22 protein-coding genes are annotated in these 26539 nt (G+C 60.8%); 10 read left to right on the top strand and 12 right to left on the bottom strand.

All coding sequences use genetic code 11. The features are described from left to right. Positions 1-10 precede the first annotated feature (10 nt). Both BBF94_RS25570 and BBF94_RS25565 read left to right on the top strand, forming a co-directional pair. Positions 11-2368 (top strand): fimbria/pilus outer membrane usher protein, encoded by a 2358-nt coding sequence (locus BBF94_RS25570; RefSeq protein ID WP_065261710.1) that lies wholly within the window; start codon positions 11-13, stop codon positions 2366-2368. Next, positions 2365-3336 carry a Csu type fimbrial protein gene (locus BBF94_RS25565; RefSeq protein ID WP_065261709.1) on the top strand — a complete coding sequence of 324 codons (972 nt, stop codon included), beginning with the start codon at positions 2365-2367 and terminating at the stop codon, positions 3334-3336. The genes BBF94_RS25570 and BBF94_RS25565 overlap by 4 nt, the downstream gene beginning before the upstream one ends. 5 nt (positions 3337-3341) lie before the next feature. Here BBF94_RS25565 and BBF94_RS25560 read toward each other — a convergent pair whose 3' ends face one another. Then, complete coding sequence (locus BBF94_RS25560; RefSeq protein ID WP_065261708.1) at positions 3342-4094, bottom strand: anti-sigma factor family protein; 753 nt, start codon at positions 4092-4094, stop codon at positions 3342-3344. Beyond that, positions 4091-4597 carry an RNA polymerase sigma factor gene (locus tag BBF94_RS25555; RefSeq protein ID WP_065261707.1) on the bottom strand — a complete coding sequence of 169 codons (507 nt, stop codon included), beginning with the start codon at positions 4595-4597 and terminating at the stop codon, positions 4091-4093. Before BBF94_RS25555 ends, BBF94_RS25560 begins: the two co-directional genes overlap by 4 nt. Before the next feature lie 274 nt (positions 4598-4871). Here BBF94_RS25555 and BBF94_RS25550 point away from each other — a divergent pair, with 274 nt between their 5' ends. The 5 genes from BBF94_RS25550 (at position 4872) to BBF94_RS25530 (ending at position 10334) form a co-directional block, all read left to right on the top strand. Beyond that, positions 4872-6434 (top strand): amino acid adenylation domain-containing protein, encoded by a 1563-nt coding sequence (locus tag BBF94_RS25550; RefSeq protein WP_065261739.1) that lies wholly within the window; start codon positions 4872-4874, stop codon positions 6432-6434. Beyond that, positions 6431-7765 (top strand): ferredoxin reductase domain-containing protein, encoded by a 1335-nt coding sequence (locus tag BBF94_RS25545; protein ID WP_065261706.1) that lies wholly within the window; start codon positions 6431-6433, stop codon positions 7763-7765. Before BBF94_RS25550 ends, BBF94_RS25545 begins: the two co-directional genes overlap by 4 nt. Before the next feature lie 46 nt (positions 7766-7811). After that, positions 7812-8591: an enoyl-CoA hydratase-related protein gene (locus BBF94_RS25540; RefSeq protein ID WP_065261705.1), complete on the top strand. Its 780-nt coding sequence runs from the start codon at positions 7812-7814 to the stop codon at positions 8589-8591. Between the two features lie 106 nt (positions 8592-8697). Continuing rightward, on the top strand, positions 8698-9792 hold the full coding sequence (locus BBF94_RS25535) for a catalase family peroxidase (protein ID WP_065261704.1): 1095 nt from the start codon (positions 8698-8700) through the stop codon (positions 9790-9792). Next, positions 9789-10334: a cytochrome b gene (locus BBF94_RS25530; protein ID WP_065261703.1), complete on the top strand. Its 546-nt coding sequence runs from the start codon at positions 9789-9791 to the stop codon at positions 10332-10334. The genes BBF94_RS25535 and BBF94_RS25530 overlap by 4 nt, the downstream gene beginning before the upstream one ends. Before the next feature lie 9 nt (positions 10335-10343). On the opposite strand, the gene BBF94_RS25525 is transcribed toward BBF94_RS25530, so the two are convergent. The 3 genes from BBF94_RS25525 to BBF94_RS25515 form a co-directional block, all read right to left on the bottom strand. Continuing rightward, positions 10344-11552: an MFS transporter gene (locus BBF94_RS25525; RefSeq protein WP_065261702.1), complete on the bottom strand. Its 1209-nt coding sequence runs from the start codon at positions 11550-11552 to the stop codon at positions 10344-10346. A gap of 150 nt (positions 11553-11702) precedes the next feature. Continuing rightward, positions 11703-12854 carry a M14 family metallopeptidase gene (locus BBF94_RS25520; RefSeq protein ID WP_065261701.1) on the bottom strand — a complete coding sequence of 384 codons (1152 nt, stop codon included), beginning with the start codon at positions 12852-12854 and terminating at the stop codon, positions 11703-11705. Positions 12855-13331: 477 nt separating this feature from the next. Further along, the gene (locus tag BBF94_RS25515; protein ID WP_065261700.1) at positions 13332-13670 is read right to left on the bottom strand and encodes a DUF6124 family protein; all 339 of its coding nucleotides are present in this window, start codon (positions 13668-13670) and stop codon (positions 13332-13334) included. Between the two features lie 129 nt (positions 13671-13799). Between BBF94_RS25515 and BBF94_RS25510 the strand changes: the two genes are divergently transcribed. Next, positions 13800-14456: a LexA family protein gene (locus tag BBF94_RS25510; RefSeq protein WP_065261738.1), complete on the top strand. Its 657-nt coding sequence runs from the start codon at positions 13800-13802 to the stop codon at positions 14454-14456. Between the two features lie 40 nt (positions 14457-14496). Here the strand turns inward: BBF94_RS25510 and BBF94_RS25505 are convergent, their stop codons facing one another. The 4 genes from BBF94_RS25505 to BBF94_RS25490 are packed head-to-tail and all read right to left on the bottom strand — an operon-like array spanning position 14497 to position 20058. Continuing rightward, complete coding sequence (locus BBF94_RS25505; protein WP_065261699.1) at positions 14497-16446, bottom strand: acetyl/propionyl/methylcrotonyl-CoA carboxylase subunit alpha; 1950 nt, start codon at positions 16444-16446, stop codon at positions 14497-14499. Then, a complete protein-coding gene (locus BBF94_RS25500) occupies positions 16446-17261 on the bottom strand; it encodes a gamma-carboxygeranoyl-CoA hydratase (protein ID WP_065261698.1) in 816 nt (271 codons plus the stop codon). Before BBF94_RS25500 ends, BBF94_RS25505 begins: the two co-directional genes overlap by 1 nt. 13 nt (positions 17262-17274) lie before the next feature. Next, the gene (locus BBF94_RS25495) at positions 17275-18882 is read right to left on the bottom strand and encodes a carboxyl transferase domain-containing protein (protein ID WP_065261697.1); all 1608 of its coding nucleotides are present in this window, start codon (positions 18880-18882) and stop codon (positions 17275-17277) included. Positions 18883-18894: 12 nt separating this feature from the next. Further along, positions 18895-20058: an isovaleryl-CoA dehydrogenase gene (locus BBF94_RS25490; RefSeq protein WP_065261696.1), complete on the bottom strand. Its 1164-nt coding sequence runs from the start codon at positions 20056-20058 to the stop codon at positions 18895-18897. A gap of 201 nt (positions 20059-20259) precedes the next feature. On the opposite strand from BBF94_RS25490, the gene BBF94_RS25485 reads away from it, so the two are divergent. Continuing rightward, positions 20260-21957, top strand: coding sequence for an AMP-binding protein (locus BBF94_RS25485; RefSeq protein WP_065261695.1), 1698 nt, complete (start codon positions 20260-20262; stop codon positions 21955-21957). Between the two features lie 594 nt (positions 21958-22551). Here the strand turns inward: BBF94_RS25485 and BBF94_RS25480 are convergent. The 3 genes from BBF94_RS25480 to BBF94_RS25470 form a co-directional block, all read right to left on the bottom strand. After that, positions 22552-23451 carry a hydroxymethylglutaryl-CoA lyase gene (locus tag BBF94_RS25480; protein ID WP_065261694.1) on the bottom strand — a complete coding sequence of 300 codons (900 nt, stop codon included), beginning with the start codon at positions 23449-23451 and terminating at the stop codon, positions 22552-22554. A gap of 142 nt (positions 23452-23593) precedes the next feature. Further along, positions 23594-23995 (bottom strand): MerR family transcriptional regulator, encoded by a 402-nt coding sequence (locus BBF94_RS25475; RefSeq protein WP_011334998.1) that lies wholly within the window; start codon positions 23993-23995, stop codon positions 23594-23596. Positions 23996-24050: 55 nt separating this feature from the next. Then, positions 24051-24995 (bottom strand): LysR family transcriptional regulator, encoded by a 945-nt coding sequence (locus BBF94_RS25470; RefSeq protein WP_065261693.1) that lies wholly within the window; start codon positions 24993-24995, stop codon positions 24051-24053. A 177-nt stretch (positions 24996-25172) separates the two neighbouring features. On the opposite strand from BBF94_RS25470, the gene BBF94_RS25465 reads away from it, so the two are divergent. Beyond that, positions 25173-26402, top strand: coding sequence for an acyl-CoA dehydrogenase (locus tag BBF94_RS25465; RefSeq protein WP_065261692.1), 1230 nt, complete (start codon positions 25173-25175; stop codon positions 26400-26402). The last annotated feature ends 137 nt before the right edge of the window (positions 26403-26539 follow it).

The following is a 26539-nucleotide window of genomic DNA, read 5'->3' as shown; positions in this document are numbered from 1 at the left end:
AAACACGCTAATGAGCCCGGGATGGGCTCGCCGTATTCAGCGTCCGTTGTGGCTTGTCACCGGCGCGTGTTGCCTGATGTTCATTCATCCATCCGGGGCTGGCGAACTGCCGCCGCCCCCCAGCGGCATGGAGGCCGTCAGCGATGCACAGTTGTTTCTGGAACTGGTGGTCAACCAGATGAATACCGGGCGTGTCGTGTCGGTGGAGCAGCGGGGCGGGCGGCTGTTCCTGCCGAGCAGTGTGTTGCGCGATACCGGCATGACACTGCCCGAGAGTGCCGCTGCCGAAGTCGATCTCGACGGCCTGCCGGGGCTGCACAGCGAGTACGACAGCATCGGTCAGCGACTGCTGCTGGATGTGCCGCCGGACTGGCTGCCGGAGCAGTTCATCGGCAACCGTCAGGTCTATCCGCGCACCCCGGCGCTGAGCAGTTTCGGTGCGTTGTTCAACTATGACCTTTACCTCAACGACACCGATGACGTCGGCACTTACCTGGCGGCGTGGAACGAGATACGGGTATTCGACAGTTGGGGCACGCTGTCCAGCACCGGGCAGTATCGGCGTACCTTGTCCGGTGATGAGGCCAGTACGCTGAACAACGGTTATCTGCGTTACGACACCACGTGGCGCTACTCCGATGATGAGCGGATGCTGACTTACGAGGCTGGGGACGTGGTCAGTGGCGCGTTGCCCTGGAGCAGTTCGGTGCGTCTGGGCGGCGTGCAGTTTTCCCGGGATTTTGCGGTGCGCCCGGATCTGGTGACCTACCCGCTGCCGCAATTCGCCGGCGAGGCGGCAGTGCCGTCCTCGGTGGACCTGTTCATCAACGGCTACAAGTCCAGCAGTGCCGATTTGCAGCCGGGACCGTACACCCTGACCAACATCCCGTTCATCAACGGCGCGGGCGAAGCCGTGGTGGTGACCACTGACGCGCTGGGCCGGCAAGTGTCCACTACCGTGCCGTTCTATGTCACCAGCAGCCTGTTGCAGAAGGGGCTGAGCGATTTCTCGGTGACGGCCGGTACGCTGCGCCGGGATTACGGGCTGAAGGATTTCAGTTACGGACCGGGTGTGACCTCGGGCAGCCTGCGTTATGGCGTCAGCGACAGCTTCACCCTGGAAAGCCACGCCGAAGCCGCCGACTCGCTGACCCTTGGCGGCCTCGGTGGCAATCTGCGGCTCGGCCATTTCGGGGTGCTCAATAGCGCGTTCAGTCAAAGCCGTTTCGACGGTGATGGCGGCCAGCAATACAGTCTCGGTTACCAGTACAGCGCCCAGCGTTTCAGTTTTTCCTGGCAACGCTTGCAACGCCGCGACCAGTACGCCGACCTCACGGTTGTCGACAGTCCTTACACCAGCCTCAGCAAGCGAAGCGAACAGGCGACCCTGAGCCTCAACCTTGAGCGCTGGGGCAGCCTGGGTGTCGGTTACTTCGATATCAGGGCGGCGGACGACTCTCGCACGCGGCTGCTGAACCTGAGCTGGAGCAAGCCGCTGTGGCGCAACAGCAGTTTCTACCTGTCCGCCAACCGCGAAATCGGTGATGCCAACTGGGCGGTGCAGGCGCAACTGGTCATCCCTTTCGATGTGCACGGCAGCCTGGCCATCAGCAGCGAGCGCAACAAGAACGGACAAAGCCAGCAGCGGGTCAACTACAGTCGCGCGGTGCCATCCGAGGGCGGGGTGGGGTTCAATCTCGGGTACGCCAAGGGCGACGGTGCCGATTACCGTCAGGCCGACGTGACCTGGCGTCTGCAGTCGGTGCAATTGCAGGCTGGCGTTTACGGTACTTCGGACGCCGAAACCCGCTGGGCCGATGCCAGCGGTTCGCTGGTCTGGATGGACCGGCAAGTCTTCGCCGCCAACCGCATCGACGATGCGTTCGTGCTGGTCAGCACCGACGGTTATGCCGATGTCCCGGTGCGCTACGAGAATCAGCAGGTCGGTCAGACCGATCGCAACGGTCACTTGCTGGTGCCGTGGAGCAGCGCCTACTACCGTGGCAAGTATGAAATCGATCCGTTGAACCTGCCGGCCAACGTGCGCAGTCCGAATGTTGAACAGCGTGTGGCCGTGCGCCGTGGCAGCGGTTATCTGCTGGAGTTTCCGCTGAGCCGGGTGATTGCCGCAAGTATCGTGCTGGTGGATGCGCAGCAGCAGGAGTTGCCGCTGGGCAGTGGCGTACTGCATGAACAGAGCGGGACGCGCACGGTGGTGGGTTGGGACGGGCTGGTCTATCTGGAAAACCTGCAGGCGCAGAATTCGCTGAGGGTAACGCTGGCCGATGGCAAGAGCTGTCAGGCGCAGTTCAGCATCGATCTGCAGCAGGAACAGGTGCCGTTGATCGGACCGCTGGTGTGCCAATGACGTGGATGAAATTGTGTCTCTGGCTGGTGCTGGTGTTGCCGGGGGCGGCGCAGGCGCTGTGTTCGGTGGTTTCGACCACGCCGGCCGGGTTCGGCACGCTCAGTTCGATTGCGGTGCGCACCACCTCGCAGCCCAGCTCCACGCTCAATGGCGGTTTGAGCTGTACCGGTTCGCTGCTGTCACTGTTGGCCAACAACGACCATTTCTGGGCCACGGTGACCTCGACCCAAAGCGGCCTGCTCGGGCCCACCGGGGATGTCATCAGCTATACGATCTACGCCAACAACAGCACCAGTTACCCGCTGACTCGCGGCACGGCCTACGATTTTGCCCGCAACGGCATCATCGATGCGCTGGGATTGCTCAACGGCACCGTGCCGAAAACCGTGCCGCTGTATTTCGGCACCACAATCGGCAGCAACGTGGCGGCGGGGGGCTACACCGAAACCCTGAGCATTTTCTGGAACTGGAATTACTGTTCGGGCATCGGTGCCGGCGGACTCTGCCTGGGTCGGGATATCAACAGTGGCACCACGACCCTGACGGTCAACCTGACCGTGGCCAACGATTGCACCATCACCGCCCCCAATATCGCGTTCGGCAGCGCACCGGTGATCAGCGCGTTTACCCCGGTGACCGGGCAGACCATCAATCTGGCCTGCACCAAGGGCAGCGCCTACACCGTCGGTTTGAGCGATGGTCAGAATCCGCTCAGCGTCGGCGGTCGACGACGAATGATTTCAGGCAGCAATTACCTGGCCTACGACATTTTCAAAAGCGCCGGAACCACCCGCTGGGGCAGCGTCGGTGCGGCACGTCGGGCGAGCACCGATGCCGAGGTCAATCCCGGCAATGGCCTGGGCACCGGCAGCCAGATTTTCAATTACAACGCCAGGATCTACACCGATCAGTCAACGCCGCCCGCCGGCACTTATCTGGACAACGTGGTGCTGGACGTCGGCTTTTGAGCGGGCTAGAAGCGCTCGGTGTGCCGGAGCAACGGTGCCGCCGGAATGTCGGTCGGAGTGACCATCGCGTAGTTGTACCCCTCACCGGACCAGTACTCGGCCTGCAGATCCCCGTCCTGACGGCTGCCCCGTGGCAGGAAGGTGTTTTTCGGGCCGGGTGGCCTGACGTAGAAACTGACCTTGTGCCCATCCCGATCCTCATACATCACCATCGCCGCCGGGCCTTCTTCAGTACTCAGCAAGCGCCCGCTGACCGGCCGGAAACCGGCTGACGTCAGATCCGGCAGTCGGTTGGCCTGCGTGAAGTAGCGGTCGAGCCAGCCCTGCATGTCGCCGGTACCGTCGACCTTGAAGTCCGCCGGCAGGAGCCCTTGCTGGGCGATCAAACGATACGCCTGCAGGGCATCGCTCATGGGCGCGACCGAGCGCACCCAGGTCATTTCCCGGGCCTGCCAGCCACTGACGCCGCCGAGGCTGACCGCCATCAGCAACACGGCCGCGCTGGCCCAGCGTCGACGCGATCGAGTCTTGAGCCGCTGACGGATCAGTGCCGGGTCCAGATCCGGGTTGGCCGGTTGCTGCAAGGCACCGCCAAGGGCGGCGCGCAGATGTTGGGCATCCTGTTGCCAGGCACGGATCAAGGCGGCCTCTTCGGAGTGACTGGCCAGCCAGTTTTCCAGCACACGCCGGTCGGTCTCGCTGAGCTGGTGGTCGATGTAGGCGTGCAAGTCACGCTCGCTGGGAGGCAGGCTGATCATTTGAGTATCCGCAGGGAAGGGCTGCTGATTTCACCGTCGCTGAGCTGGCGCAGTGCCTGGCGGGCACGGGACAGGCGCGACATCACGGTGCCGGTGGGGATGTCGAGGATCTCGGCGACCTCTTTGTAGCTCAAGCCTTCCACCGACACCATCAGCAACAGGGCGCGTTGTTCGGTGGGCAGGCGGTCGAAGGCTTGCAGGGTCGATTGGGCAATGACGGTGCGTTCCACCGAGGGTTCCGTGTCATCGCGGCCGGTGAAAAACTCGAGCATTCGGGCGTAGCGACGAGCGCGCCGGTGGGCATCGAGGAACTGGCGGTACAGGATCGAAAAAAGCCAGGCCCGCAGATCGCCTTCGACACGCTTGTCACCCCAGCTGGAGAGGGCACGTTCCAGGCTGGCCTGGACCAGATCGTCGGCGCTGCTGCTGTTGCGCGTCAACGACACGGCAAAGCGCCGCAATCGGGGGATCACTTCACGAAGTTGCTCGTCGAGTGTGTTCATGGCAGGGACATGCTCTGGCTCAGAAGCGCGGTAGTCATAAGGAGAGACGCCTCTCGACACAGCTTATTCCATGCTGTGGGCTGAAAGGCTTAATAACCTGCTGCGTAGGAAAGGTCACCACATCTTGTAGTCCATGTAATGGATTCAAATTTCCCGGCTCAACCCGTCCGACAAGCGCAAACAACCACCGAAGCCGCCTGATGGCTGCCGATGGCTGATTTGGCTGGAACGATCATTTGAGCAGTAGGGATGTTTAAAGATGCATGCATTCGCAATGGGTACCCCGTTCACATCACCTGTCCAATCCGACGCGTGGCGTCAGTTCGGATGCGGTCCGGTGGTCGAGCCTGGATTCTCGTTGATCCATCGCGCAATCGAAGAGCAGGCTGCGGCTCAACCGCATGAGCTGGCCGCGTGTTTTCAGGGGCAAACCCTCACCTACGGTGAACTGAACCGCCAGGCCAACCGACTGGCTACAGTGCTGAAGACTCATGGCGTGGTAGCGGGTGATCACGTCGCCCTGTTTGTCGAGCGTTCTATCCCGATGCTGGTGGGCATGCTTGCCGTCCTGAAGGTGGGGGCCGCTTATATTCCGCAACACGTTGGCATCACACCGACGACTCAATTACGCCACATCATGGACGTCGCCTCGACGCGGGTGGTGCTGACGCTGTCCACATGGGTGCATGCCATTCCGCTGACGGAGGGGCAGCAATGCATCCAACTGGACGCGTTCATCGCTTCCCCCGGTTCGATCGCCGATGATCTGAACGTGGGCAGTGACGCACCGCTCGATGATCCACTGTGCTTTGTCTTGTTCACGTCCGGCACGACCGGGCAACCCAATGGTGTGAGGGTTACCCAACGCAATGTCTGCAACATTCTGCTGACCGCTCCGGGCAATCTCGGTATTCGGCCAGGTTTGAAAGTCGGCCAGATCCTCAACATCGCTTTCGACATGGCGGCCTGGGAAATTCTGGGCTGCCTGGCCCATGGCGCAACGCTGATGATCCGCGGCAAGGACATCGCCGAGACGGCCGAGCAATGCGATGTGTTGATCGCCACGCCGTCGATTCTCGCCACGCTGGACCCTGCGCGTTGCGGTCAGGCGAAGGTAGTGGCGCTGGCGGGCGAACCCTGCCCGCAGCCGTTGGCCGATCGCTGGGCGTCCTTTTGCAATTTCTACAACGCCTGTGGACCCACCGAAACCACCATCATCAACACCCTGCAGCACTACAAGGGAACGGGCCGCTTGACCATCGGCAAACCGACGCCCAACAACACGGTGTATGTGCTCGATGAAGCGGGGCAATTGTGCGGGCCGGGGGAGCAGGGCGAGATGTGGGCCGGGGGCGACTGCGTGACGGCGGGTTATCTGGGCAATCCTGAACTGACTGCCGAACGCTACCGCCCCGACCCGTTTCTGGGGCAGGGGCGAATGATGTTTCGCACTCGCGATCTGGGACGCTGGACCGAAGAGGGCGAGCTGGAACACCTGGGCCGTGTGGATGATCAGGTGAAAGTCAGGGGCTTTCGGGTCGAGCTGGATTCGGTGTCCGCAGCGCTGGAATCGTCACCGGGCTGTGAGCGCGCCGTCACATTGAAGTTCGATAACCGCCATCTGGTGGCTTTCGTCTATCCCGCGTCCACGGACATTGACCAGGCACGACGCCGTTGCGAAGAGCGCCTGGCCTATTACTGCATTCCTTCGATGATTCTGCCGGTCGATGAAATTCCCCTGACCGCCCGGGGCAAGGTCGACAAACGCCTGTTGCTCGAGCAAGCGCAGGCGCACCACATGCAGCGTGTCGCCGCCGAACAGGAGGCGGGGCAATGAGTGGTCTGGACACGGGCCTCGGTTTGCCCGAGCCGCGTGCGTTATGGCGACGTCTGGGTACGCTGCCGCTGTTTTCCCATTACAACCGGCTGGTCGCGCTGGTGTTGATCTGCAATTTCGCCGCGCTCGGGTACGGGCTGACCGCCGGACAGTGGTGGTCTGTTTCGGGAAACGATCTGGAGATGCTGTCGCAACTGGTGCTGATCAATCTTTCGATGGCGATCCTGATACGTCAGCAGTACCTGATCAACCTGCTGTTCTGGCTGGCCACTCGTGCGCCTGTGAGCTGGCCGTTGGCGATTCGTCGGTCACTGGCCAAGGTTTATCACTTTGGCGGTTTGCACAGTGGTGGAGCGATGGCGGCGATTGCGTGGTTTATCGCGCTGTTCGGTTCGTTGGTCTGGCACAGGGTCGAGGGTGCGGGCGGGATTTCGCTGACGCTGTTGGCGATCAGCGGCAGTTTGCTCGGGCTGTTGCTGCTGATGGCAATCATGGCGTTGCCGGGGATACGTTCGCGGTTTCATAACGGTTTTGAACGTACCCATCGTTTTGCCGGTTGGGCCGCCCTGTTGCTGTTCTGGGCCATGACTGTGGTCTTCGCCCAGGACCGCAACCCGACCTCGGATCTGGCGCAGGTTTTAGTGACGTCTGCGTCGTTCTGGATGCTGCCGGTGCTGACGTTCAGTATCGCGTCGCCCTGGCTGCGCCTTCGCAGAGTGCCGGTAACGCTGGTCAAGCCATCGTCACACGCCGTCATCGCCCGATTCGATCACCATACGCCGTTCGCCGGTTCCTCCACCGCGATCAGTCGCAATCCGCTGTGGGAATGGCACTCCTTTGCCAATATTCCTGCACCGGGCGAGCGCGGTTTTCGCTTGATCATTTCCCGGGCGGGTGACTGGACAGGCGAGATGATCGAGCAACCGCCGACCCATGTCTGGGTCAAGGGCATCACCACCGCCGGGGTCGCCCGCATCGAAACCCTGTTCAGGTCGGTGGTTTACGTCGCCACCGGCAGCGGAATCGGCCCGGTGCTGCCGCATCTGTTGGCGGGGCAGGTGCCTGTTCATCTGATCTGGTCGACCCGCAGTCCGAGAAAAACCTACGGCGACGCGCTGGTCGATGAAATTCTTCAAGCGCGACCCGATGCGCATATCTGGGACACCGATCTGCAGGGCAAGCCGGACCTGGTGGCGCTGGCTTACTCGGCTGTTCAAACCCTCGGTGCGGAGGCGGTGATTTGCATTTCCAACCAGACGCTGACGGAGCGTGTGGTTCAGGGAATGGAAGGGCGAGGTATTCCGGCTTACGGCGCTATCTGGGACTCCTGACAGCCTTATGGCTGTTTTCCTTCCCATTACATAGAAAGAGATTGCAATGAATGTATTGATCGAACGACTGGGGCGCGTGGTGTTGATTCGCCTCAACCGACCCCAGGCCCGCAATGCGCTCGACACAGCGTTGATGTGTGAGTTGCTGGACACCTTGAAAACACTGGACAGCGATCCTGGCGTCGGGTGTTTCCTGGTGACCGGTACGAAGAAATATTTCGCGGCAGGTGCCGACATCAAGGAGATGTACGGAAAGTCTTGTCTGGACATGATTCAGGAGGATTACTTTGCCGGCTGGGACGCGTTTGCCGCGTTGCGCACACCGAAGGTTGCGGCAGTCGCTGGCTTTGCATACGGCGGAGGGTGTGAGCTGGCAATGATGTGCGATGTGATCGTGGCGGACGAGTCCGCACAATTCGCCCTGCCTGAAATCACCCTGGGGGTAATGCCGGGCATGGGGGGGACGCAACGCCTGACCCGCTTGATCGGTCGTGCAAAAGCCATGGACATGATCCTGACGGGACGCTCGATGTCCGCTCGTGAAGCGGAGCAGTCAGGGCTGGTATCGCGGGTGACCGCTGCCGGGCAATTGCTCGAGGAGGCATTGGCGATCGCCCATCGAATCGGCGGATTCCCTCGTATCTCGACATTGGCTGCGCGAGAGGCGGTGAACCGGGCTGACGAATCAGGGCTGCGCGAAGGCCTTTTGTTCGAGCGACGATCTTTCCACGGTTTGTTTGCAACGCCCGGCCAAAAGGAAGGCATGCAGGCATTTCTGGAAAAGCGCGAGCCACGCTTTGATCTGATTGAGTCGGCCCCGAAGTGAGCGTGCGCGTCATCGTGTGAAAGAAACTACAGTTCAAAGGGAATAAACCTGCGAGGCATGCGTCTCATAGCACCTTTCCCTATGGCCATTGGCCCTGGAGTCTTTCATGGTTGATCGCAGCTCACCGCCCGGCGGGGTACAACGTCCGCCATTGAGTGCCGCGAGCCTGGTGTTGCGTCTTGGCGCAATTGCCGTGGTGGTCGCGGCAGTGGCCGGGGCGTTTGCCTACGTTCACGGCAACCTGGACCCACAACGACTGACGCCCAAGGCGTTGGTCGATGTGCTGGAGAAAAACAACGGCGTGCATCCAGGGTTTCGTCGCAATCACGCCAAGGGTGTTTGCGTCATCGGCCACTTCGAAAGCAGTGGCGAGGTGCGTCCTTACTCTGTCGCGCAAGTGTTCAATGAGCCACGTACGCCGGTTGTCGGGCGATTCGCGCTGCCGGCGGGTAATCCCTATGCGCCGGACAGCGCCGTACCGATTCGCAGTCTGGCGCTGCGCTTCACCCAGGCCAACGGCCAGCAGTGGCGTACCGGGATGAACAGCATGCCGGTGTTTCCGGTCGGAACGCCGGAAGCGTTCTATCAGTTGCAGCAGGCGCAAGCGCCGGATCCGGCGACCGGCAAACCCGATCCCGCCAAAGTCCCGGCATTTTTTGCCGCGCATCCGGAGGCCGTGCCGTTTCTGACTTGGGTCAAGACCGCCAAGCCTTCGGCCAGCTATGTCACGGAAACCTATAACAGCGTCAATGCGTTCTATCTGGTCGACGCGAGCGGCAAAAAGCAGGCCGTACGCTGGAGCATGATGCCCCTGGCCCAGGATGCAGCAGGTGCTGCGGCCCCGGAAGGTAGCGATTTTCTCGAAAAGGACCTGGTGCAACGTCTGGCCGAAGGGCCGCTGCGCTTTCAGTTGAACATCACGTTGGCCAACGCTGACGATCCGGTCAACGACGCGAGCAAGACCTGGCCCGCCGGGCGCAAAGTGCTGAATGCCGGCACCCTGGTACTGGAAAAGACTCAGCCGCAACTGAGCGGCGAATGCCGCGACATCAACTATGACCCCTTGGTCCTGCCCGCCGGGATAGAAGGGTCCGACGACCCGTTGCTCGCCGCTCGCTCGGCCGGTTATGCCGATTCCTACCTGCGTCGCACCAGCGAAGTCAGCCAATTGCCCGGCAGCAAACAGGAGGCTCGCCCATGAGAACGCCACCGACGCATTTCAATCCGCTGGCGAGGCTGCTGCACTGGCTGATGGCGCTGATGATCATCGCCATGTTGTTCATAGGTGCCGGCATGGTGACTTCGGTGTCGGCTCGGCATGAGTGGCTGATCAACCTGCACAAGCCATTGGGCATCGCGATTCTGTTGCTGGTGATTGTGCGCATCCTTGTCCGGCTGGGGACTCGCCAGCCACCGCTGCCGGAGGACTTGCCGGGCTGGCAGGTGACGGCAGCCAAGGCTTCGCATCTGTTGCTGTATGGGCTGATGCTGGTGCTGCCGTTGCTGGGCTGGGCGATGATCAGTGCGGCGGGAGATCCGGTGATGCTCGGCCGTTCGCTGCAATTGCCATCGCTTCTGCCGGCGGATGCCCAGGTGTTTGCGCTATTGCGCAAGGCGCACGGTTATCTGGCCTATCTGCTGTTTCTGACCGTGTTGCTGCACCTGGCGGCGGCGCTGTTCCATGGTTGGGTGCGCCGCGACGAGGTGCTCGACAGCATGCTGCGGGGACGGCGTCGCGACTGATTCCGCGCACTATTGCGGCGTGGCGAGTGAGCAGATCTGCTCGCCACGTTTTTGCGGTGCGAGCGTTCGCCACCAGTAAAGCAACGCGACGATGTTGATCCCGGCGCCGAGCCAGCAGACACCGGGCCATCCTGCCCAGGCATACATGGCCGTCGAAGCGATTGAACCGACGGCGCTGCCGACCGAATAAAACAGCATGTAGCCGGCAGTCAGTCGGCTCTGTGCCTGCGGGCGAACGCTGTAGATCATGCTCTGGCTGGTGACGTGCACAGCCTGCAAGCCCAGATCCAGAGTGATCACCCCGAGCAACAGCGCCCACAATGACGATTGGGTAAACGCAATCGGCAGCCATGAACCGAGCATGAGCAGCAACGAAAAGCCGCTGACCCATTGCCCCAGACCTCGATCCGCCAGATGTCCGGCTCTTGCAGCCGCAAGTGCACCGGCCGCACCGGCCAGCCCGAAAAGTCCTATTTCACTGTGGGAAAGCGACAGCGGTGGGGCGGCGAGCGGCAACACCATTGGCGTCCATAGCACCATGGCGCTGGCAAAGGTCAGCAAGGCCAGTATCGCTCGTTGCCGCAGCACTGGCTCCTCACGAAACAGGCTGAACACCGAAGTCATCAAGGCTGCGTAGGACGTCGCCGGTTGCTGGCTCTCATCCTTGGGCAGCACGCGAAACAGCAGCAGGGCCATGACCAGCGTCAGTCCCGCCGACAGCAGATAAATCGCCCGCCAGCCGGCCAGATCCGCCATCCCGCCGGCCACGGTGCGTGCCAGCAGAATGCCGACCACGATGCCGCTGGTGATCACGCCGACGACGTGTCCGCGTTGTGCCGGGATGGCCAGTGTTGCGGCATAGGCCACCAGCACTTGAGTGACGACGGCGAGCAGACCGGTCAGGGTCATGCCGATCAGCAGCCAGGTGCCGTTGCCGGCCAGGGCGATCATCAGCAATGCGGCGACGGATAACAGGGTTTGCGTGACGATCAAGCGGCGACGGTTCAGCAGATCGCCGAGCGGCACGAGCAATAACAACCCTACACCATAGCCGACCTGGGTCAGCGTGATGACGATGCCGATGCTCGCGGGCGACAGGTTGAAGGCGTCGGCCATGGCGTCCAGCAGCGGTTGCGCGTAATACACGTTGGCCACGGCCAGGCCGCAGGCAATGGCGAACAGCAGTACGACGCCACTGCCAAGTTTTTGCGCGATCATGTCCTGATTCCTTTTCTGGTTTCAATTGGAAACTGGAATGACGGTAGATAATCTGGTTTTGTTTTGCAACCTGATTGGGTCGGTGTGCAGCGCAAAAAAAAGATCGCAGACACAGCTGCGATCTTTCATATGACACAGAACAGGTGAGGATCAGCGCAGAGTGTCGACCATGTTGGCGATGGTGGTCAGCACGTCCTTGCCCAATTGCTTCGAGCGTTTGCCTGACCAGCCGGTGAGCGGGTTCGGCGCGTCATCGTGATCCTTGAACGGCATTTCCAGGGTCAACGACAGGCAGTCGAATTTCTGGCCAACGCTGTTGCAAGCCAGGGTCATGTTGGCCTGACCCGGTTCATCGCGGGTGTAGCCGTACCTGGTCTGGAAGTCTTTGGTGGTGTGTTTCAGGTGGCTGCGGAAGTGCTCTTCGAGTTTCTCGATTCGCGAAGTGTAGCCAGGATTGCCTTCGCAACCGGCGGTGAACACATGAGGGATTTCTTCGTCGCCGTGTACGTCGAGGAACAGATCGACGCCGTATTTTTCCATCTGCTGTTGTACGAACAGGACTTCCGGGCTGACTTCCTGAGAGGCGTTCTGCCAGGCGCGGTTCAGGTCCTGGCCCATGGCGTTGGTGCGCAGGTGGCCGTGGAAGGCACCGTCCGGGTTCATGTTCGGCACCAGATACAGGTCGGCACTTTCCAGCAGTTTGTTCAGCTCTGGGTCGTTGTGATGTTCCAGACGTTCGATCACGCCTTCCATGAACCACTCGGCCATGTGTTCGCCGGGATGTTGCTGGGCGATGATCCAGATCTTGCGTCGGCCTTCGGCGCCGGTGCCCTTGCGCAACAGCTGAATGTCGCGGCCCTCGACGCTCTTGCCTGTGGCCAGCAGTTCACAGCCGGCCTTGGTCAACGCTTGCTCGATCAACCAGTCGTGACGGCCGCGGCTGTACGGCTCGAAGTAGGCGAACCAGGCGTGAGTCTGTTCGGCCTCAAGGCAGAAACGCAGGCTGTCGCCTTCGAATTGGGTCGGAATACGGAACCAGTTGACGTGATCGTAGGACGCGACGGCCTGATAGCCCGTCCAGGCTTTGTTGTAGGAGGACTGGCTGGCATTGACCAGGCGAAACCAGTGTTCCTGATGAACATGCAGGCCGCTGGCCTTGAAGTGGAACCACTGGAAATGAGCGCTGCGGGTATCTGGCCGAATTGCCAGAACCGGGTTGAGCGGATTGCTGATATCGATGACTTGGATGTTGCCGCTGTCGAAGTTGGCGCTGATGTCGAACGAAGATTTGGCCACGGTCATAATCGGTTCCTGAATATGATTTTTATGGCGGCTACTTTACACGCAAGACAAGGGTGAAACCGAGTGAAATTGCGGGGTGTGGCGGGGGGGCGTCTTCCATGACGCGGGTGCAGCTTAGTAGCTGTGCGATTGATTCTCAAGTGCTGATTGGCATTACTTTCCCTCAATACTGCCGGGGTTCCCTTGCCAGACGATGTGCTTTTGATATCATCCGCGCCATCGAATTTGCAGCATCCAAAGACTTCATTAGCCTGAAGCCATAAGCCAGAAAACTGGCAAAAAAAAGACCCGGCAAAAAGCCGGGTCAAAAACCGTGATTAGCCTGATGAGGAGATAGTCCAGAAGACCGACCTGAGGTCTCTGGTCCATCGACTGATCTCGCGACCAGTTGCTTGCAATAGTAATCATTATCATTTGCAAGTCAAACGTTTTTATCTGCGCGATTGGAAAATTCTTTCCTCCGCCCGCACACCCGCATTAACGAACACCGCCATCGAGCGAGTGATCGACCATCGCCCGTGCCATGTCCACCATGTGCACGACTGAAAATGCCAGATCCCGACTGACGCCCTGCAGGCCGTCCGCAGCCTTGAATGCAGTGGCCGCTGCGCATCGCAACAGATCGGAGGCGTGGACCAGTGATTCTTCGCCGCTCAGGTTGCTGTTCACACCGAAAAAACGTTCTTCCACATCCGGCTCCGAAACAGTTGGTTTCAAGTAATAGTCCAGTGCCCGCTGCGCCGCAGCACAGCCTTGTGGTGACTTGAAAGTGGTGTCCATCTGCAGGTCAGGCAGGTCGTTGCTGGTGATATTCATGGTGAAAGGTCACTCCTTGGTCGATTCAAATCCGTGTCCCAAGAATAGTACCTGTGGTATTTGTCACCATAATTTAAATACTACAATATGTGTTTTGCCGGCCGAAGGCGGGGACGTATGGTGCCGCACATGGATAAATGGATTGAGTTGGTCAAGGCCAAAATGAGTGAACTCAACGTCACTCAAGTCGAGCTCGGCGAACGTGTCGGCATGTCTCAGGGTGGAATCGGCCATTGGCTGAACAAACGCCGTGAGCCCGATGTCACGCAGATGAACCGCGTGCTTAAAGCGCTGGGCATGGAGTATCTGGAAGTCGCGTTGGTCATCCGCGAACCGCAAGTCGACAAGGACGACGAAATGCCGCTGGCCCAGAAATACAACCCTTACTTTCGCTATCCGGTCAGCGACTGGAAAACCCCGATCGAGGCCCGTGAAGCCCAACCGGCCTATTCGAGCGGCAAGGACAAGCGACGTTTCGAACTGACGGATTATCACGCCCGTGGTCCGGCCTTCTGGCTCACGGTGGCGGGCAACGCCATGACGGCACCCACCGGGCAGAGCATTGGGGAGGGCATGCTGATTCTGGTGGACCCTGCGCTGGAGGCGGAGCCCGGAAAACTGGTGATCGTCCAATGGCCGGACAGTGATGAGGCGATTTTCCGCAAACTGATCGAAGAGGGCGGCCAGCGCTACCTGGTGCCGCTCAATCCGACGTGGCCGAGAGCCTTGTTTACCGACGAGTGTCGAATAATCGGCGTCGTGGTTCAGGCAACGGCCAAATACTAGTCAGATCGATCCTCGCTTTGCGCAGGATCGATCCACTTTTTCAAGCGTCTTCCAACTCGACCAGTGCGCTGCCTTCACTGACCATTTCCCCTTCCTGGCAATACAGCGCCTTGATCACGCCGGCATGGGGTGCGCGGATGCTGTGCTCCATCTTCATCGCTTCCAGAACCACCAGTTGAGTGCCGGCTTCAACCGCTTGCCCGGGCTCCACCAGCACGCGCACGATGCTGCCGTTCATGGGCGCAGTCAGGCCGCCCTGATGACTGTGGCTGGCTTCGACCGCGCTGATAGGGTCATAGGTTTCAACGCGTCGCAACTCGCCGTCCCATTGCAGGTACAGCGCGTCACCTCGACGAATCGCACGATATTGACGACGCAAACCATCTTGCTCGATCACCAGTTGCTCGCCGAGCAATTTTGCGCTGCCGCCAGCACCGAAAGTCAGCGCCCGATCCTGTCCCTCGCAACTCAAGTGCAAAGTGATTTCCCGTGGCAGACCTGTACGCAAACCGCTGTGCAGTGCCCAAGGCGAAGCCGGGTCATCCGCCCGGGTCGTGCCCGGCAAGCTCTGCGCAAAAGCCTGTGCCGCCGCGTCCCAGAAGTCATCGCCCAGCGCAGCAGGCGCGGGCAGCAACTGCTCCTGATAACGCGGAATGAACCCGGTATCCAGCTCCGCCGCCGCGAACGCGGGATGACCGATGATTCGCCGCAGGAAATTGATGTTGGTCTTCAGCCCGCCAATCGCGAATTCATCGAGCATGCTCAAAAGCCGCAAACGCGCCTGCTCACGATCCTCGCCCCAGGCGATCAGCTTGCCAAGCATCGGGTCATAGAACGGCGAAATCTCGTCGCCTTCCTCGACGCCACTGTCCACGCGGCGCCCCGGCCCGGCGGCGGATTCTCGATACAGATCCAGACGCCCGGTGGCCGGCAGGAAGTCATTCGACGGATCCTCGGCATACAACCGAACCTCAATCGCATGCCCGTTCAGCGGTACCTGTTCCTGAGTGATCGGCAGCGCTTCACCACGGGCGACGCGAATCTGCCAAGCCACCAGATCAAGACCGGTGATGGCTTCGGTGACCGGGTGTTCAACCTGTAGCCGCGTGTTCATCTCCATGAAGAAGAATTCGCCGCGAGCATCCAGCAAGAACTCCACCGTACCGGCGCCGACATAACCGATGGCCTGCGCCGAACGCACGGCCGCTTCGCCCATCGCCCGCCGCAGCTCGGGGCTGAGCCCTGGCGCCGGCGCCTCTTCAACGACCTTCTGGTGCCGACGCTGAATCGAGCAGTCACGCTCGTTCAGGTACAGGCAATTGCCGTGCTGATCGGCGAACACCTGGATTTCCACATGGCGTGGTTTAAGCAGGTATTTCTCCACCAGCATCCGCGAATCGCCGAACGACGACTGTGCTTCACGCTGGGCCGATGCCAGGGCCTCTGCCAGTTGGCTGACATCTTCAACAACCTTCATGCCTTTACCGCCACCACCGGCAGTGGCCTTGAGTAGCACCGGATAGCCAATTCGTTCGCAGGCATCGCGGAAGGTATCCAGATCTTGCGCCTCGCCGTGATAGCCCGGCACCAGTGGCACGCCAGCCGTTTCCATCAGCGCCTTGGCGGCGGACTTGCTGCCCATCGCATCGATGGCCGAAGCGGGAGGGCCGAGGAAGATCAGGCCGGCCGCTTCGATGGCGCGGGCAAAACCGGCATTCTCCGAAAGAAAACCATAACCCGGATGAATCGCCTGAGCGCCACTGGCCTTGGCCGCTGCGATCAGTTTGTCGATCTGCAGATAACTGTCAGCCGCTTTGCTGCCGCCCAGATCGACGCGAATATCCGCTTCACGACTGTGCCGTGCATCGCGGTCGATGGCACTGTGCACGGCAACGGTGGTCAGGCCCAGGGCCTTGGCGGTGCGCATGACCCTGCAAGCGATTTCGCCACGGTTGGCCACCAGCAGGGTGGTGAGAACAGGTGCGCTCATCAATGCGGCTCCTTGGTGGTGGTTGTGGCTTGCCAGCTCGGTGGGCGTTTGTGCAAAAAGGCCCGCAAACCTTCCTGCCCTTCGGGGCTGACGCGGATGCGGGCGATGGCGTTTTCGGTGTAGCGGCGCAGGGCCGGGGTCAGCGCGCCGTTGCCGACTTCACGCAGCAGATCCTTGCTGGCGCGCATGGCGGCAGGGCTGTTGAGCAGCAGATTGTCGATCCATTGTTCGACTTTCTGCTCAAGTTCGGCCGCCGGATAACTCTCGGACAACAAGCCGATTTCTCGCGCACGTCGGCCGTCAAAGCGTTCAGCCGTCAGCGCATAACGTCGAGTCGCACGTTCGCCGATGGCTTGCACCACAAACGGACTGATCACCGCTGGCGCCAGACCGATGCGCACTTCCGACAGGCAGAACTGGGCGTCATCGGCACCTATGGCCATGTCGCAGCAACTGATCAGACCCAGCGCGCCGCCGAACGCCGCGCCTTGCACCACGGCCACGGTCGGGATTTTCAGTTTGGCGAGGTTGTACATCAGCTCCGCCAGTTCCCGGGCGTCATCGAGGTTGGTGTGGTAATCGAGTTCGGCCGATTGCTGCATCCAGGCCAGATCCGCACCGGCGCTGAAGTGTTTGCCGCGCCCGCGCACCAGCAGAAAGCGCAGGCTGGCGTCGCTGGCAACCTTGTCCAAAGCCAGAATCAGTTCGCGGATCATCTCGGCGTTGAACGCGTTGTTCTTTTCTTCGCGGTTCAGCCACAGGGTCGCGAAGCCCCGTGGATCGCTTTGCAATTGGAGGGTGTTGAAGTCGCTCATGAGGTTCTCCCGATCACATCCGGAACACGCCGAAGCGGCTCGGTTCGATAGGCGCGTTCAACGACGCGGACAGGGCCAGAGCCAGCACATCGCGGGTCTGCGCCGGGTCGATGACGCCGTCGTCCCACAGTCGTGCGCTGGAGTAATAGGGGTGACCCTGCTCTTCGTACTGGTCGAGAATCGGTTGCTTGATCTCGGCTTCCTGTTCCGCACTGAAGGTTTGGCCGCCGCGTTCAGCCTGTTCGCGCTTGACCTGAACGAGTACGCCGGCCGCCTGCTCGGCGCCCATCACGCCGATCCGCGCGTTCGGCCACATCCACAGGAAACGCGGATCGTAGGCCCGCCCGCACATGCCGTAGTTACCGGCGCCGAAGCTGCCGCCGATGATCACGGTGAATTTCGGCACCTTGGCGCAGGCCACGGCGGTCACCAGTTTCGCGCCGTGCTTGGCGATGCCGCCGGCCTCGTATTTCTGGCCAACCATGAAGCCTGTGATGTTCTGCAGGAACAGCAACGGGATACCGCGCTGACACGCCAGCTCGATAAAGTGCGCGCCTTTTTGCGCGGCTTCGGCGAACAGGATGCCGTTGTTGGCGAGGATCGCAATCGGATAGCCGTGCAGGTGAGCGAAACCGCACACCAGCGTGGCACCGAACAAGGCTTTGAATTCATCGAACACCGAACCGTCGACCAGCCGCGCAATCACTTCACGCACGTCGAACGGTTGTTTGGCGTCCGCTGATACCACGCCGTACAACTCGTCGCTGGCGTACAGCGGCGCAATCGGTGTGCGCTGCTGCACTTCGCCGAGCTTGCGCCAGTTGAGGTTGGCGACGCTGCGCCGGGCGAGGGCGAGGGCGTGCTCATCGCTTTCGGCGTAATGGTCCGCGACCCCGGACGTCTTGCAATGCACATCGGCCCCGCCGAGGTCTTCAGCGCTGACCACTTCACCGGTCGCGGCTTTCACCAAGGGTGGGCCGGCGAGGAAAATAGTCGCCTGATTGCGCACCATGATCGCTTCGTCAGCCATCGCCGGCACGTAGGCACCGCCAGCGGTGCAGGAGCCCATGACCACGGCAATCTGCGGAATGCCCATGGCGCTCATGTTGGCCTGGTTGAAGAAGATCCGCCCGAAATGCTCGCGATCCGGGAATACTTCATCCTGACGCGGCAGGTTGGCGCCGCCAGAGTCCACCAGATAGATGCACGGCAGGCGGTTCTGCTGGGCGATGGTCTGGGCGCGCAGGTGTTTCTTCACGGTCAGCGGATAGTACGAGCCACCTTTCACCGTTGCGTCGTTGGCGACGATCATGCACTCGACGCCTTCCACGCGGCCGATTCCTGCAATCACGCCGGCAGCCGGCACGTCTTCACCGTAAACGGCGTGGGCGGCCAACTGGCTGATCTCCAGAAACGGCGAGCCCGGATCGAGCAAGCGGTTGATGCGTTCGCGTGGCAGCAGCTTGCCGCGCGAGGTGTGACGCTCCTGCGCTTTCGCACCGCCGCCCTGGGCTACCTGGGCCAGCAGGGTGTGCAGGGCATCGACTTGTTGAAGCATCGCCGCGCTGTTGGCGGCGAACTCCGCTGAGCGAGGGTTGAGCTGGGTATGCAGGATAGCCATGGACAGCTCCGTTTAGCGGGTTTCGTTGAACAGTTCGCGACCGATCAGCATGCGACGGATCTCACTGGTGCCGGCACCGATTTCGTACAGCTTGGCGTCACGCAGCAGACGACCGGCCGGGAATTCGTTGATGTAGCCGTTGCCGCCGAGAATCTGGATCGCGTCCAGGGCCATTTGCGTGGCGCGTTCGGCGGTGTAGAGGATTACGCCGGCGGCGTCCTTGCGGGTGGTTTCATTGCGCTCGCAGGCCTGGGCCACGGCGTAGAGGTAGGCGCGACTGGCATTGAGCTGGGTGTACATGTCGGCGACCTTGCCCTGGATCAGCTGGAACTCGCCGATGCTCTGGCCGAACTGTTTGCGGTCGTGGATATACGGCACGATCAGATCCATGCAGGCCTGCATGATCCCGGTCGGGCCACCGGACAGCACGACGCGCTCGTAATCGAGGCCACTCATCAGCACTTTCACGCCGCCATTGAGCACCCCAAGGATGTTTTCTTCCGGCACTTCGACGTCATCGAAAAACAGCTCGCAGGTGTTGGAGCCGCGCATGCCGAGCTTGTCGAACTTGTTGCTGCGGCTGAAGCCTTTCCAGTCGCGCTCGACAATGAACGCGGTGATGCCGTGCGGGCCCTTTTCCAGGTCGGTCTTGGCGTAGATCACGTAGGTGTTGGCGTCGGGGCCGTTGGTGATCCAGGTCTTGCTGCCGTTGAGTACGAAGCGATCTCCGCGTTTGTCGGCGCGCAGTTTCATCGAGACCACGTCGGAACCGGCGTTCGGCTCGCTCATCGCCAGAGCACCGACGTGTTCGCCGCTGATCAGCTTCGGTAGGTATTTGGATTTCTGCTCGTGATTGCCGTTTCGGTTGATCTGGTTGACGCAGAGGTTGGAGTGGGCGCCGTAGGACAAAGCCACAGAAGCCGAGCCACGGCTGATTTCTTCCATCGCCACCACGTGGGCCAGGTAACCCAGACCCGCGCCGCCGTACTCTTCCGGCACGGTGATGCCGAGCAGGCCCATGTCACCGAACTTGCGCCACAGATCAGCGGGGAACAGGTTGTCGCTGTCGATCTGCGCGGCACGCGGGGCGATCTGATCGGCGACGAAGGATTGAACCTGATCGCGCAGCATGTCGATGGTTTCGCCGAGGGCAAAGTTCAGGGATGGGTAGCTCATGGGTCACCTTTTGGCTTTTTTGTTGGGCGGAGAGAGCGGCGGATCAGCTCTCACCTTTACGTTAACGTAAGCCTGTGACGAATGGCTGTCAATCACCCTTTACGTTAACGTCAACTTGAGCGAGAGTAGGGCCAGTTCTGAACGGTCGGAGCTGGCATGGCTCCGGTCCAACACCCACTAATAAAGACAATAGGGGTCGTCATGGATCAACCCAGTGCAAACCCGCAGCGCAGCTACACCCGTGGTTCACAGAGCAAAGCCTTGCTCGCGATGACCATCGGGCAGAAGTTCGACAAGACCGTCGCGCAGTACCCGGACGGCGAGGCGCTGGTGGTGCGCCATCAGCAGCTGCGTTACACCTGGCGGCAACTGGCCGATGCGGTGGATGTTCACGCCAGAGCCTTGCTGGCGTTGGGTTTGCAGGCCGGCGACCGGCTCGGCATCTGGGCGCCGAACTGCGCGCAGTGGTGCATCACACAGTTTGCCACCGCGAAGATCGGCGTGATCCTGGTAAACATCAACCCGGCCTATCGCAGTTCCGAACTCGAGTACGTGCTCAAGCAGTCCGGTTGCCAGTGGCTGGTCTGCGCGGGGGCCTTCAAGACCTCGAACTACCACGGCATGCTGCAAGGCCTGCTGCCGGAGCTGGCCGAGCACTCCATCGGCGAACTGCACAGCGAGCGCTTGCCGGAGCTGCGCGGGTTGATCAGTCTTGATTCGCAGCCGCCGTCGGGTTTTCTCCCGTGGTCGCAACTGGCAGATCTGGCCGCCAGTGTCTCTCCAGAGCAATTACGTGAACGCAGCGACAGCCTGCACTTCGATCAGCCCGTCAATATCCAGTACACCTCCGGCACCACCGGTTTCCCCAAGGGCGCGACCCTCAGTCACTACAACATCCTCAACAACGGTTACATGGTCGGCGAAAGTCTCGGCCTGTCCGCTTCTGATCGCCTGGTGATCCCGGTGCCGCTGTATCACTGCTTCGGCATGGTCATGGGGAATCTTGGCTGCGTCACCCACGGCAGCACCATGATTTATCCCAACGATGCCTTCGACCCGCTGCTGACCCTGAGCACCGTTGCCGAAGAAAAAGCGACCGCGTTGTATGGCGTGCCGACCATGTTCATCGCCATGCTCGATCAGCCGCAACGTGCTGGGTTCGATCTGTCGAACCTACGCACCGGGATCATGGCCGGCGCCACCTGCCCGATCGAGGTGATGCGCCGGGTCATCGTCGAAATGCACATGAGCGAAGTGCAGATCGCCTACGGCATGACCGAAACCAGCCCCGTGTCCCTGCAGACCGGGCCATCGGATGAACTGGAATTGCGCGTCACCACCGTCGGCCGTACCCAGCCGCAACTGGAAAGCAAGATCATCGACGAGGCCGGCAATCCGGTGCCACGCGGCACCATCGGCGAGCTGTGCACCCGTGGCTACAGCGTGATGCTCGGCTACTGGAACAACCCGCAGGCCACCGCCGAAGCCATCGATGCGGCGGGGTGGATGCACACTGGCGACCTGGCGAGCATGAACGACGAGGGTTACGTCTGCATCGCCGGGCGTAACAAGGACATGATCATCCGTGGCGGCGAAAACATTTACCCGCGTGAACTGGAAGAGTTCTTCTTCACCCATCCAGCGGTGGCGGACGTGCAGGTGATCGGCATTCCCTGCTCGCGCTACGGCGAGGAAATCGTCGCCTGGATCAAATTCCATCCCGGCCACAGCGCCACCGAACAGGAACTGCAAGCGTGGTGCAAGGAGCGCATCGCCCACTTCAAGACGCCGCGTTACTTTAAATTCGTCGAGGAATTTCCGATGACGGTGACGGGCAAGATCCAGAAATTCCGGATGCGTGAGATCAGTGTCGAGGAGTTGCGCAGTAACGAGGGTTGAGGAAAGAACTGTGGGGGCGTTGCTCCCACAGTGTCCTGCGGGATTTCAGAAGACCGGACAGCACAAAGGGGAGCCGAAGCTCCCCTTTAATTTTGTCGTCGCGTGCTCTTTTTATTATTGAGGGTCGGTCTGTTGTTGTTTTTGGCAACCGTGGCCCTTTACCGCTGTTTTTGGCGACCCCCATCCGGGGTCAAGAGCAAACGTATTTTTTTGAGCGCTGATCTGCTTTTTCGCCAAGGCGATCCAACCGATACGGGAGCTACCTGAAGGTAGTTTTATTGTTCTCTGCCCGGTTGCGGGTCATTCCGAGGAACACCCTGAAAAGCACACCTTCTCCAAAAAAATCTGTTAGCTGCGTCTCTGCCGTGTTGTTTTTGTTATGTCAGAGTCGTTTCGTCTTGTTTTTATTGGTTTGCCGCTTTTTATTCTTGTTATGCCATAGAAATAGCATAAGCCGTGCCAACTTTTTAAAACCCTTTTAAATCAACGGCTTGAGATTTTTGAGGGATTTTTCTGTCAGGCAAAACCAGACAATTTGTTTCCGTGTTACTCGCCTGTGCCCACGTTTCGCGCCAAGCGGTAACACTGTGCCCCTCACTGCGCGCTACGGGCCTTGGCCACGCGCGAACCGCTCGGGCGGCCCAGCACGGCACTGATCTGCTGGCCGGCGGCAATCAAGGCGTCGAGGTCGATACCGGTCTCGATACCCAGGCCATTGAGCAGGTACACCACGTCTTCGGTGGCGACGTTACCGCTGGCGCCCTTGGCATACGGGCAACCGCCGAGGCCGGCGATGGAGCTGTCGAACACCGCGATGCCTTCCAGCAGGCTGGCGTAGATGTTGGCCATGGCCTGGCCGTAGGTGTCGTGAAAATGGCCGGCGAGTTTCTCTCGCGGCACCTGCTTCGACACTACTTCGAACAGACGGCGGGTGGCGCCCGCGGTGCCGGTGCCGATGGTGTCGCCGAGCGAAACTTCGTAGCAGCCCATCGCGTACAGCTCGCGGGCCACCATGGCCACCTGTTCCGGCGCGACCGTGCCTTCATAAGGACAGCCAAGCACGCAGGACACGTAACCGCGCACGGTAACGCCGTGTTGTTTCGCGGCCTCCATGATCGGCGCGAACCGCGCCAGGCTTTCGCTGATCGAGCAATTGATGTTGCGCTGCGAAAAGGATTCGGATGCAGCCGCGAACACCGCCACTTCCTTGACCCCGGCCGCCAGCGCATCTTCAAAACCGCGCAGGTTCGGCGCCAGTGCGCCGTAGGTCACGCCGGGTTTGCGCCGGATCTGCGCGAACACGTCGGCGGAACCGGCCATCTGCGGCACCCACTTGGGCGAGACGAAACTGCCGACTTCTATGTAGCCGAGGCCCGCCGCGCTCAAGGCGTCAACCAGTTGCACCTTGTCGGCGACACTGATGGGCTGGGCTTCGTTCTGCAGGCCGTCACGGGGGCCGACTTCGATCAGGCGTACTTGGGAGGGGAGGGACATGGCGTTGACCTGCTCTTTTGAAATCGTGGCGAACCCTGTGGGAGCGAGCTTGCTCGCGATAGCGGTCTGACATTCAAAAATGATGCTGACGGTCTAACCGCAATCGCGAGCAAGCTCGCTCCCACAAGGGATTGGTGTTGGTTCACTGAACCGATTGCTGACTCTTGAGCGTCTGCTCCAGCGCCTGCACGCAGCGTTCTTCGGCGGTGTCGAGTTCCAGCTTCATCTGTTCGATGTCCAGCAATTGCTGTTCAAGCTGTGCCCGGCGCTCGCTGATTTTCGCCAGCATGCTGTTGAGTTGTTTGGTGTTACCGCTGGAGGGGTCATAGAGCTCGATCAGCTCGCGGCACTCGGCCAGGGAAAAACCGATGCGCTTGCCCCGCAGGATCAGCTTCAGACTGACCTTGTCGCGTGGCGAATAGATGCGTTCCTGGCCTCGGCGCTCAGGGCTGAGCAGGCCTTGTTCTTCATAGAAACGGATCGCCCGGGTGGTGATGTCCAGCTCGCGGGCGAGGTCGGAAATGCTGTAGGTCTGGCTGCTCATGAAAGCGCTCGAAAAAAGGTCCTGGCGCTAAGCTAATTGCAGGTTGACGTTTACGTCAAGTGGCGGGCGCCTGCAGCTTGTCGAGCTTCTTCTCATGGGCCGTCACCTGCTGGCAAAGCTCGATCATCTGCTCGCGCATCCAGCGGTTGGCCGGGTCCTGGTCGGTGCTTTCGTGCCAGTACAAATGGGTTTCCACCGGCGGCACATCGTTGACCGGCAGATTGAACGCGTGCAGGTCATGGCGTCGGGCGAAACGTTCCGGCACGGTCATCACCATGTCGGTCTGCTGCAACACCTGGGACGCCATCAGGTAGTGCTGCGAGCGCAGGGCGATCTTGCGCTGGATGCCCATTTTGCCGAGCGCCAGATCGACATGGCCCAGGCCATTGCGACGGCTGGAAATATGAATGTGGGTCAGCGACAGGTAATCGTCGAGGGTGAGTTTGTCCTTGGTCGCCAGTGGATGCCCCTTGCGCATCGCACAGACGTAACGGTCTTCCATCAACTTGACGTGGCGCACCTGCGGGTCGGTGTTGAGCGGCGCATCCACGGCGAAATCGAGGCGCCCGGCGGCCAGTTCCTTGGTGGTCTCCCGGCGCTTGGACAGAAAGCTTTCGATGATCACCGTCGGCGCCAGACGACGCAGACGCTGGAACAGCGGCGGCAGAATCACTGCTTCGGTCAGGTCGGTCATGCTGATGCGGTAGGTCTTGACCGCTTGCGAGGGATTGAAAATGCGGCTTTCCTGAACCGATACCCGCAGCAGCGACAGTGCATTGCGCACCGGGCCGATGATGTTCTGCGCCATGGGTGTCGGCACCATGCCCTGTGCCGTGCGGACGAAGAGCGGGTCGTTGAAGGTTTCGCGCAACCGTGCCAATGCGTTGGACACCGCCGGCTGGGTGATGCCGACGATCTGCCCGGCGCGGGTCAGGTTGGCTTCGGTGTAGATCGCGTCGAAGACGATGAAAAGGTTGAGGTCGACCTTGCTCAGATTCATTACGCGGCTCTCTTGTTATGGGTGGATGGCGCGGGTGAGGGCGGCCAGGAAAATCAACCAATCATATATCGGTGATGAATGTTTATACACGCCGAGAATAGGCTAGGTAAATTATCGGCGCTGTTCTAGCATCGATTGCATGACCTGAACAACCGCTGCCCAGAAAGGTAACTGCCCATGGATTTCGCCTATTCGCCCAAAGTGCAAGAACTGCGTGAGCGCGTGACCGCGTTCATGGACGCTTACGTTTATCCGGCCGAGGCCGTGTTCGAACGCCAGGTGGCCGAAGGCGACCGCTGGCAGCCGACCGCCATCATGGAAGAGCTCAAGGCCAAGGCAAAAGCCGAAGGGCTGTGGAATCTGTTTCTGCCCGAGTCGGAGCTGGGCGCCGGCCTGACCAACCTTGAATACGCGCCATTGGCGGAAATCATGGGCCGTTCGCTGCTGGGCCCCGAGCCGTTCAACTGCTCGGCACCGGACACCGGCAACATGGAAGTGCTGGTGCGTTATGCCAACGAAGAACAGAAACAACGCTGGCTCGAACCGCTGTTACGGGGCGAGATCCGCTCGGCGTTCGCCATGACCGAACCGGACGTCGCGTCCTCCGATGCCACCAACATGGCCGCCCGTGCCGTGCGCGAGGGTGACGAATGGGTGATCAACGGCAAGAAATGGTGGACTTCCGGCGCCTGCGATCCGCGCTGCAAGATCCTGATTTTCATGGGCCTGAGCAATCCCGACGCCCCGCGTCATGCGCAACACTCGATGATTCTGGTGCCGGTCGACACCCCCGGTGTGAAGATCATTCGTCCGCTGCCGGTGTTCGGTTATGACGACGCCCCGCACGGTCACGCCGAAGTGCTGTTCGATAACGTGCGGGTGCCCTACGAAAACGTCCTGCTCGGTGAAGGACGCGGCTTCGAAATCGCTCAGGGTCGCCTTGGCCCGGGCCGGATTCACCACTGCATGCGTTCGATCGGCATGGCCGAGCGGGCACTGGAACTGATGTGCAAACGTTCGGTGAGCCGCACCGCGTTCGGCAAACCGCTGGCGCGTCTGGGCGGTAACGTCGACAAGATCGCCGACTCGCGCATGGAAATCGACATGGCTCGCCTGCTGACGCTGAAAGCGGCGTACATGATGGACACCGTGGGCAACAAGGTCGCCAAGAGTGAAATCGCGCAGATCAAGGTTGTGGCACCGAACGTCGCGTTGCGGGTGATCGACCGGGCGATCCAGATTCATGGCGGGGCCGGGGTGTCGAACGATTTCCCGCTGGCCTACATGTACGCCATGCAACGTACCCTGCGCCTGGCCGACGGCCCGGACGAAGTGCACCGTGCGGCGATCGGCAAGTTCGAGATCGGCAAGTACGTGCCGAAGGAAATGCTGCGTAGCGAGCGCTGATCCAGCACTTCACCCCTGATAGTTCCCACGCAAGCGCTGCTCGCGGTGATCGTTCCCACGCTCTGCGTGGGAATGCATACCGTGACGCTTCGCGTCACAGTGGACGCGGAGCGTCCATGGCTGCGTTACCACGCAGA

The organism is Pseudomonas bananamidigenes (assembly GCF_001679645.1).
Classification (GTDB): domain Bacteria; phylum Pseudomonadota; class Gammaproteobacteria; order Pseudomonadales; family Pseudomonadaceae; genus Aquipseudomonas; species Aquipseudomonas bananamidigenes.
Note: the sequence above shows the minus strand (reverse complement) of the source record. Positions and strands in the feature narration are given on the sequence as shown.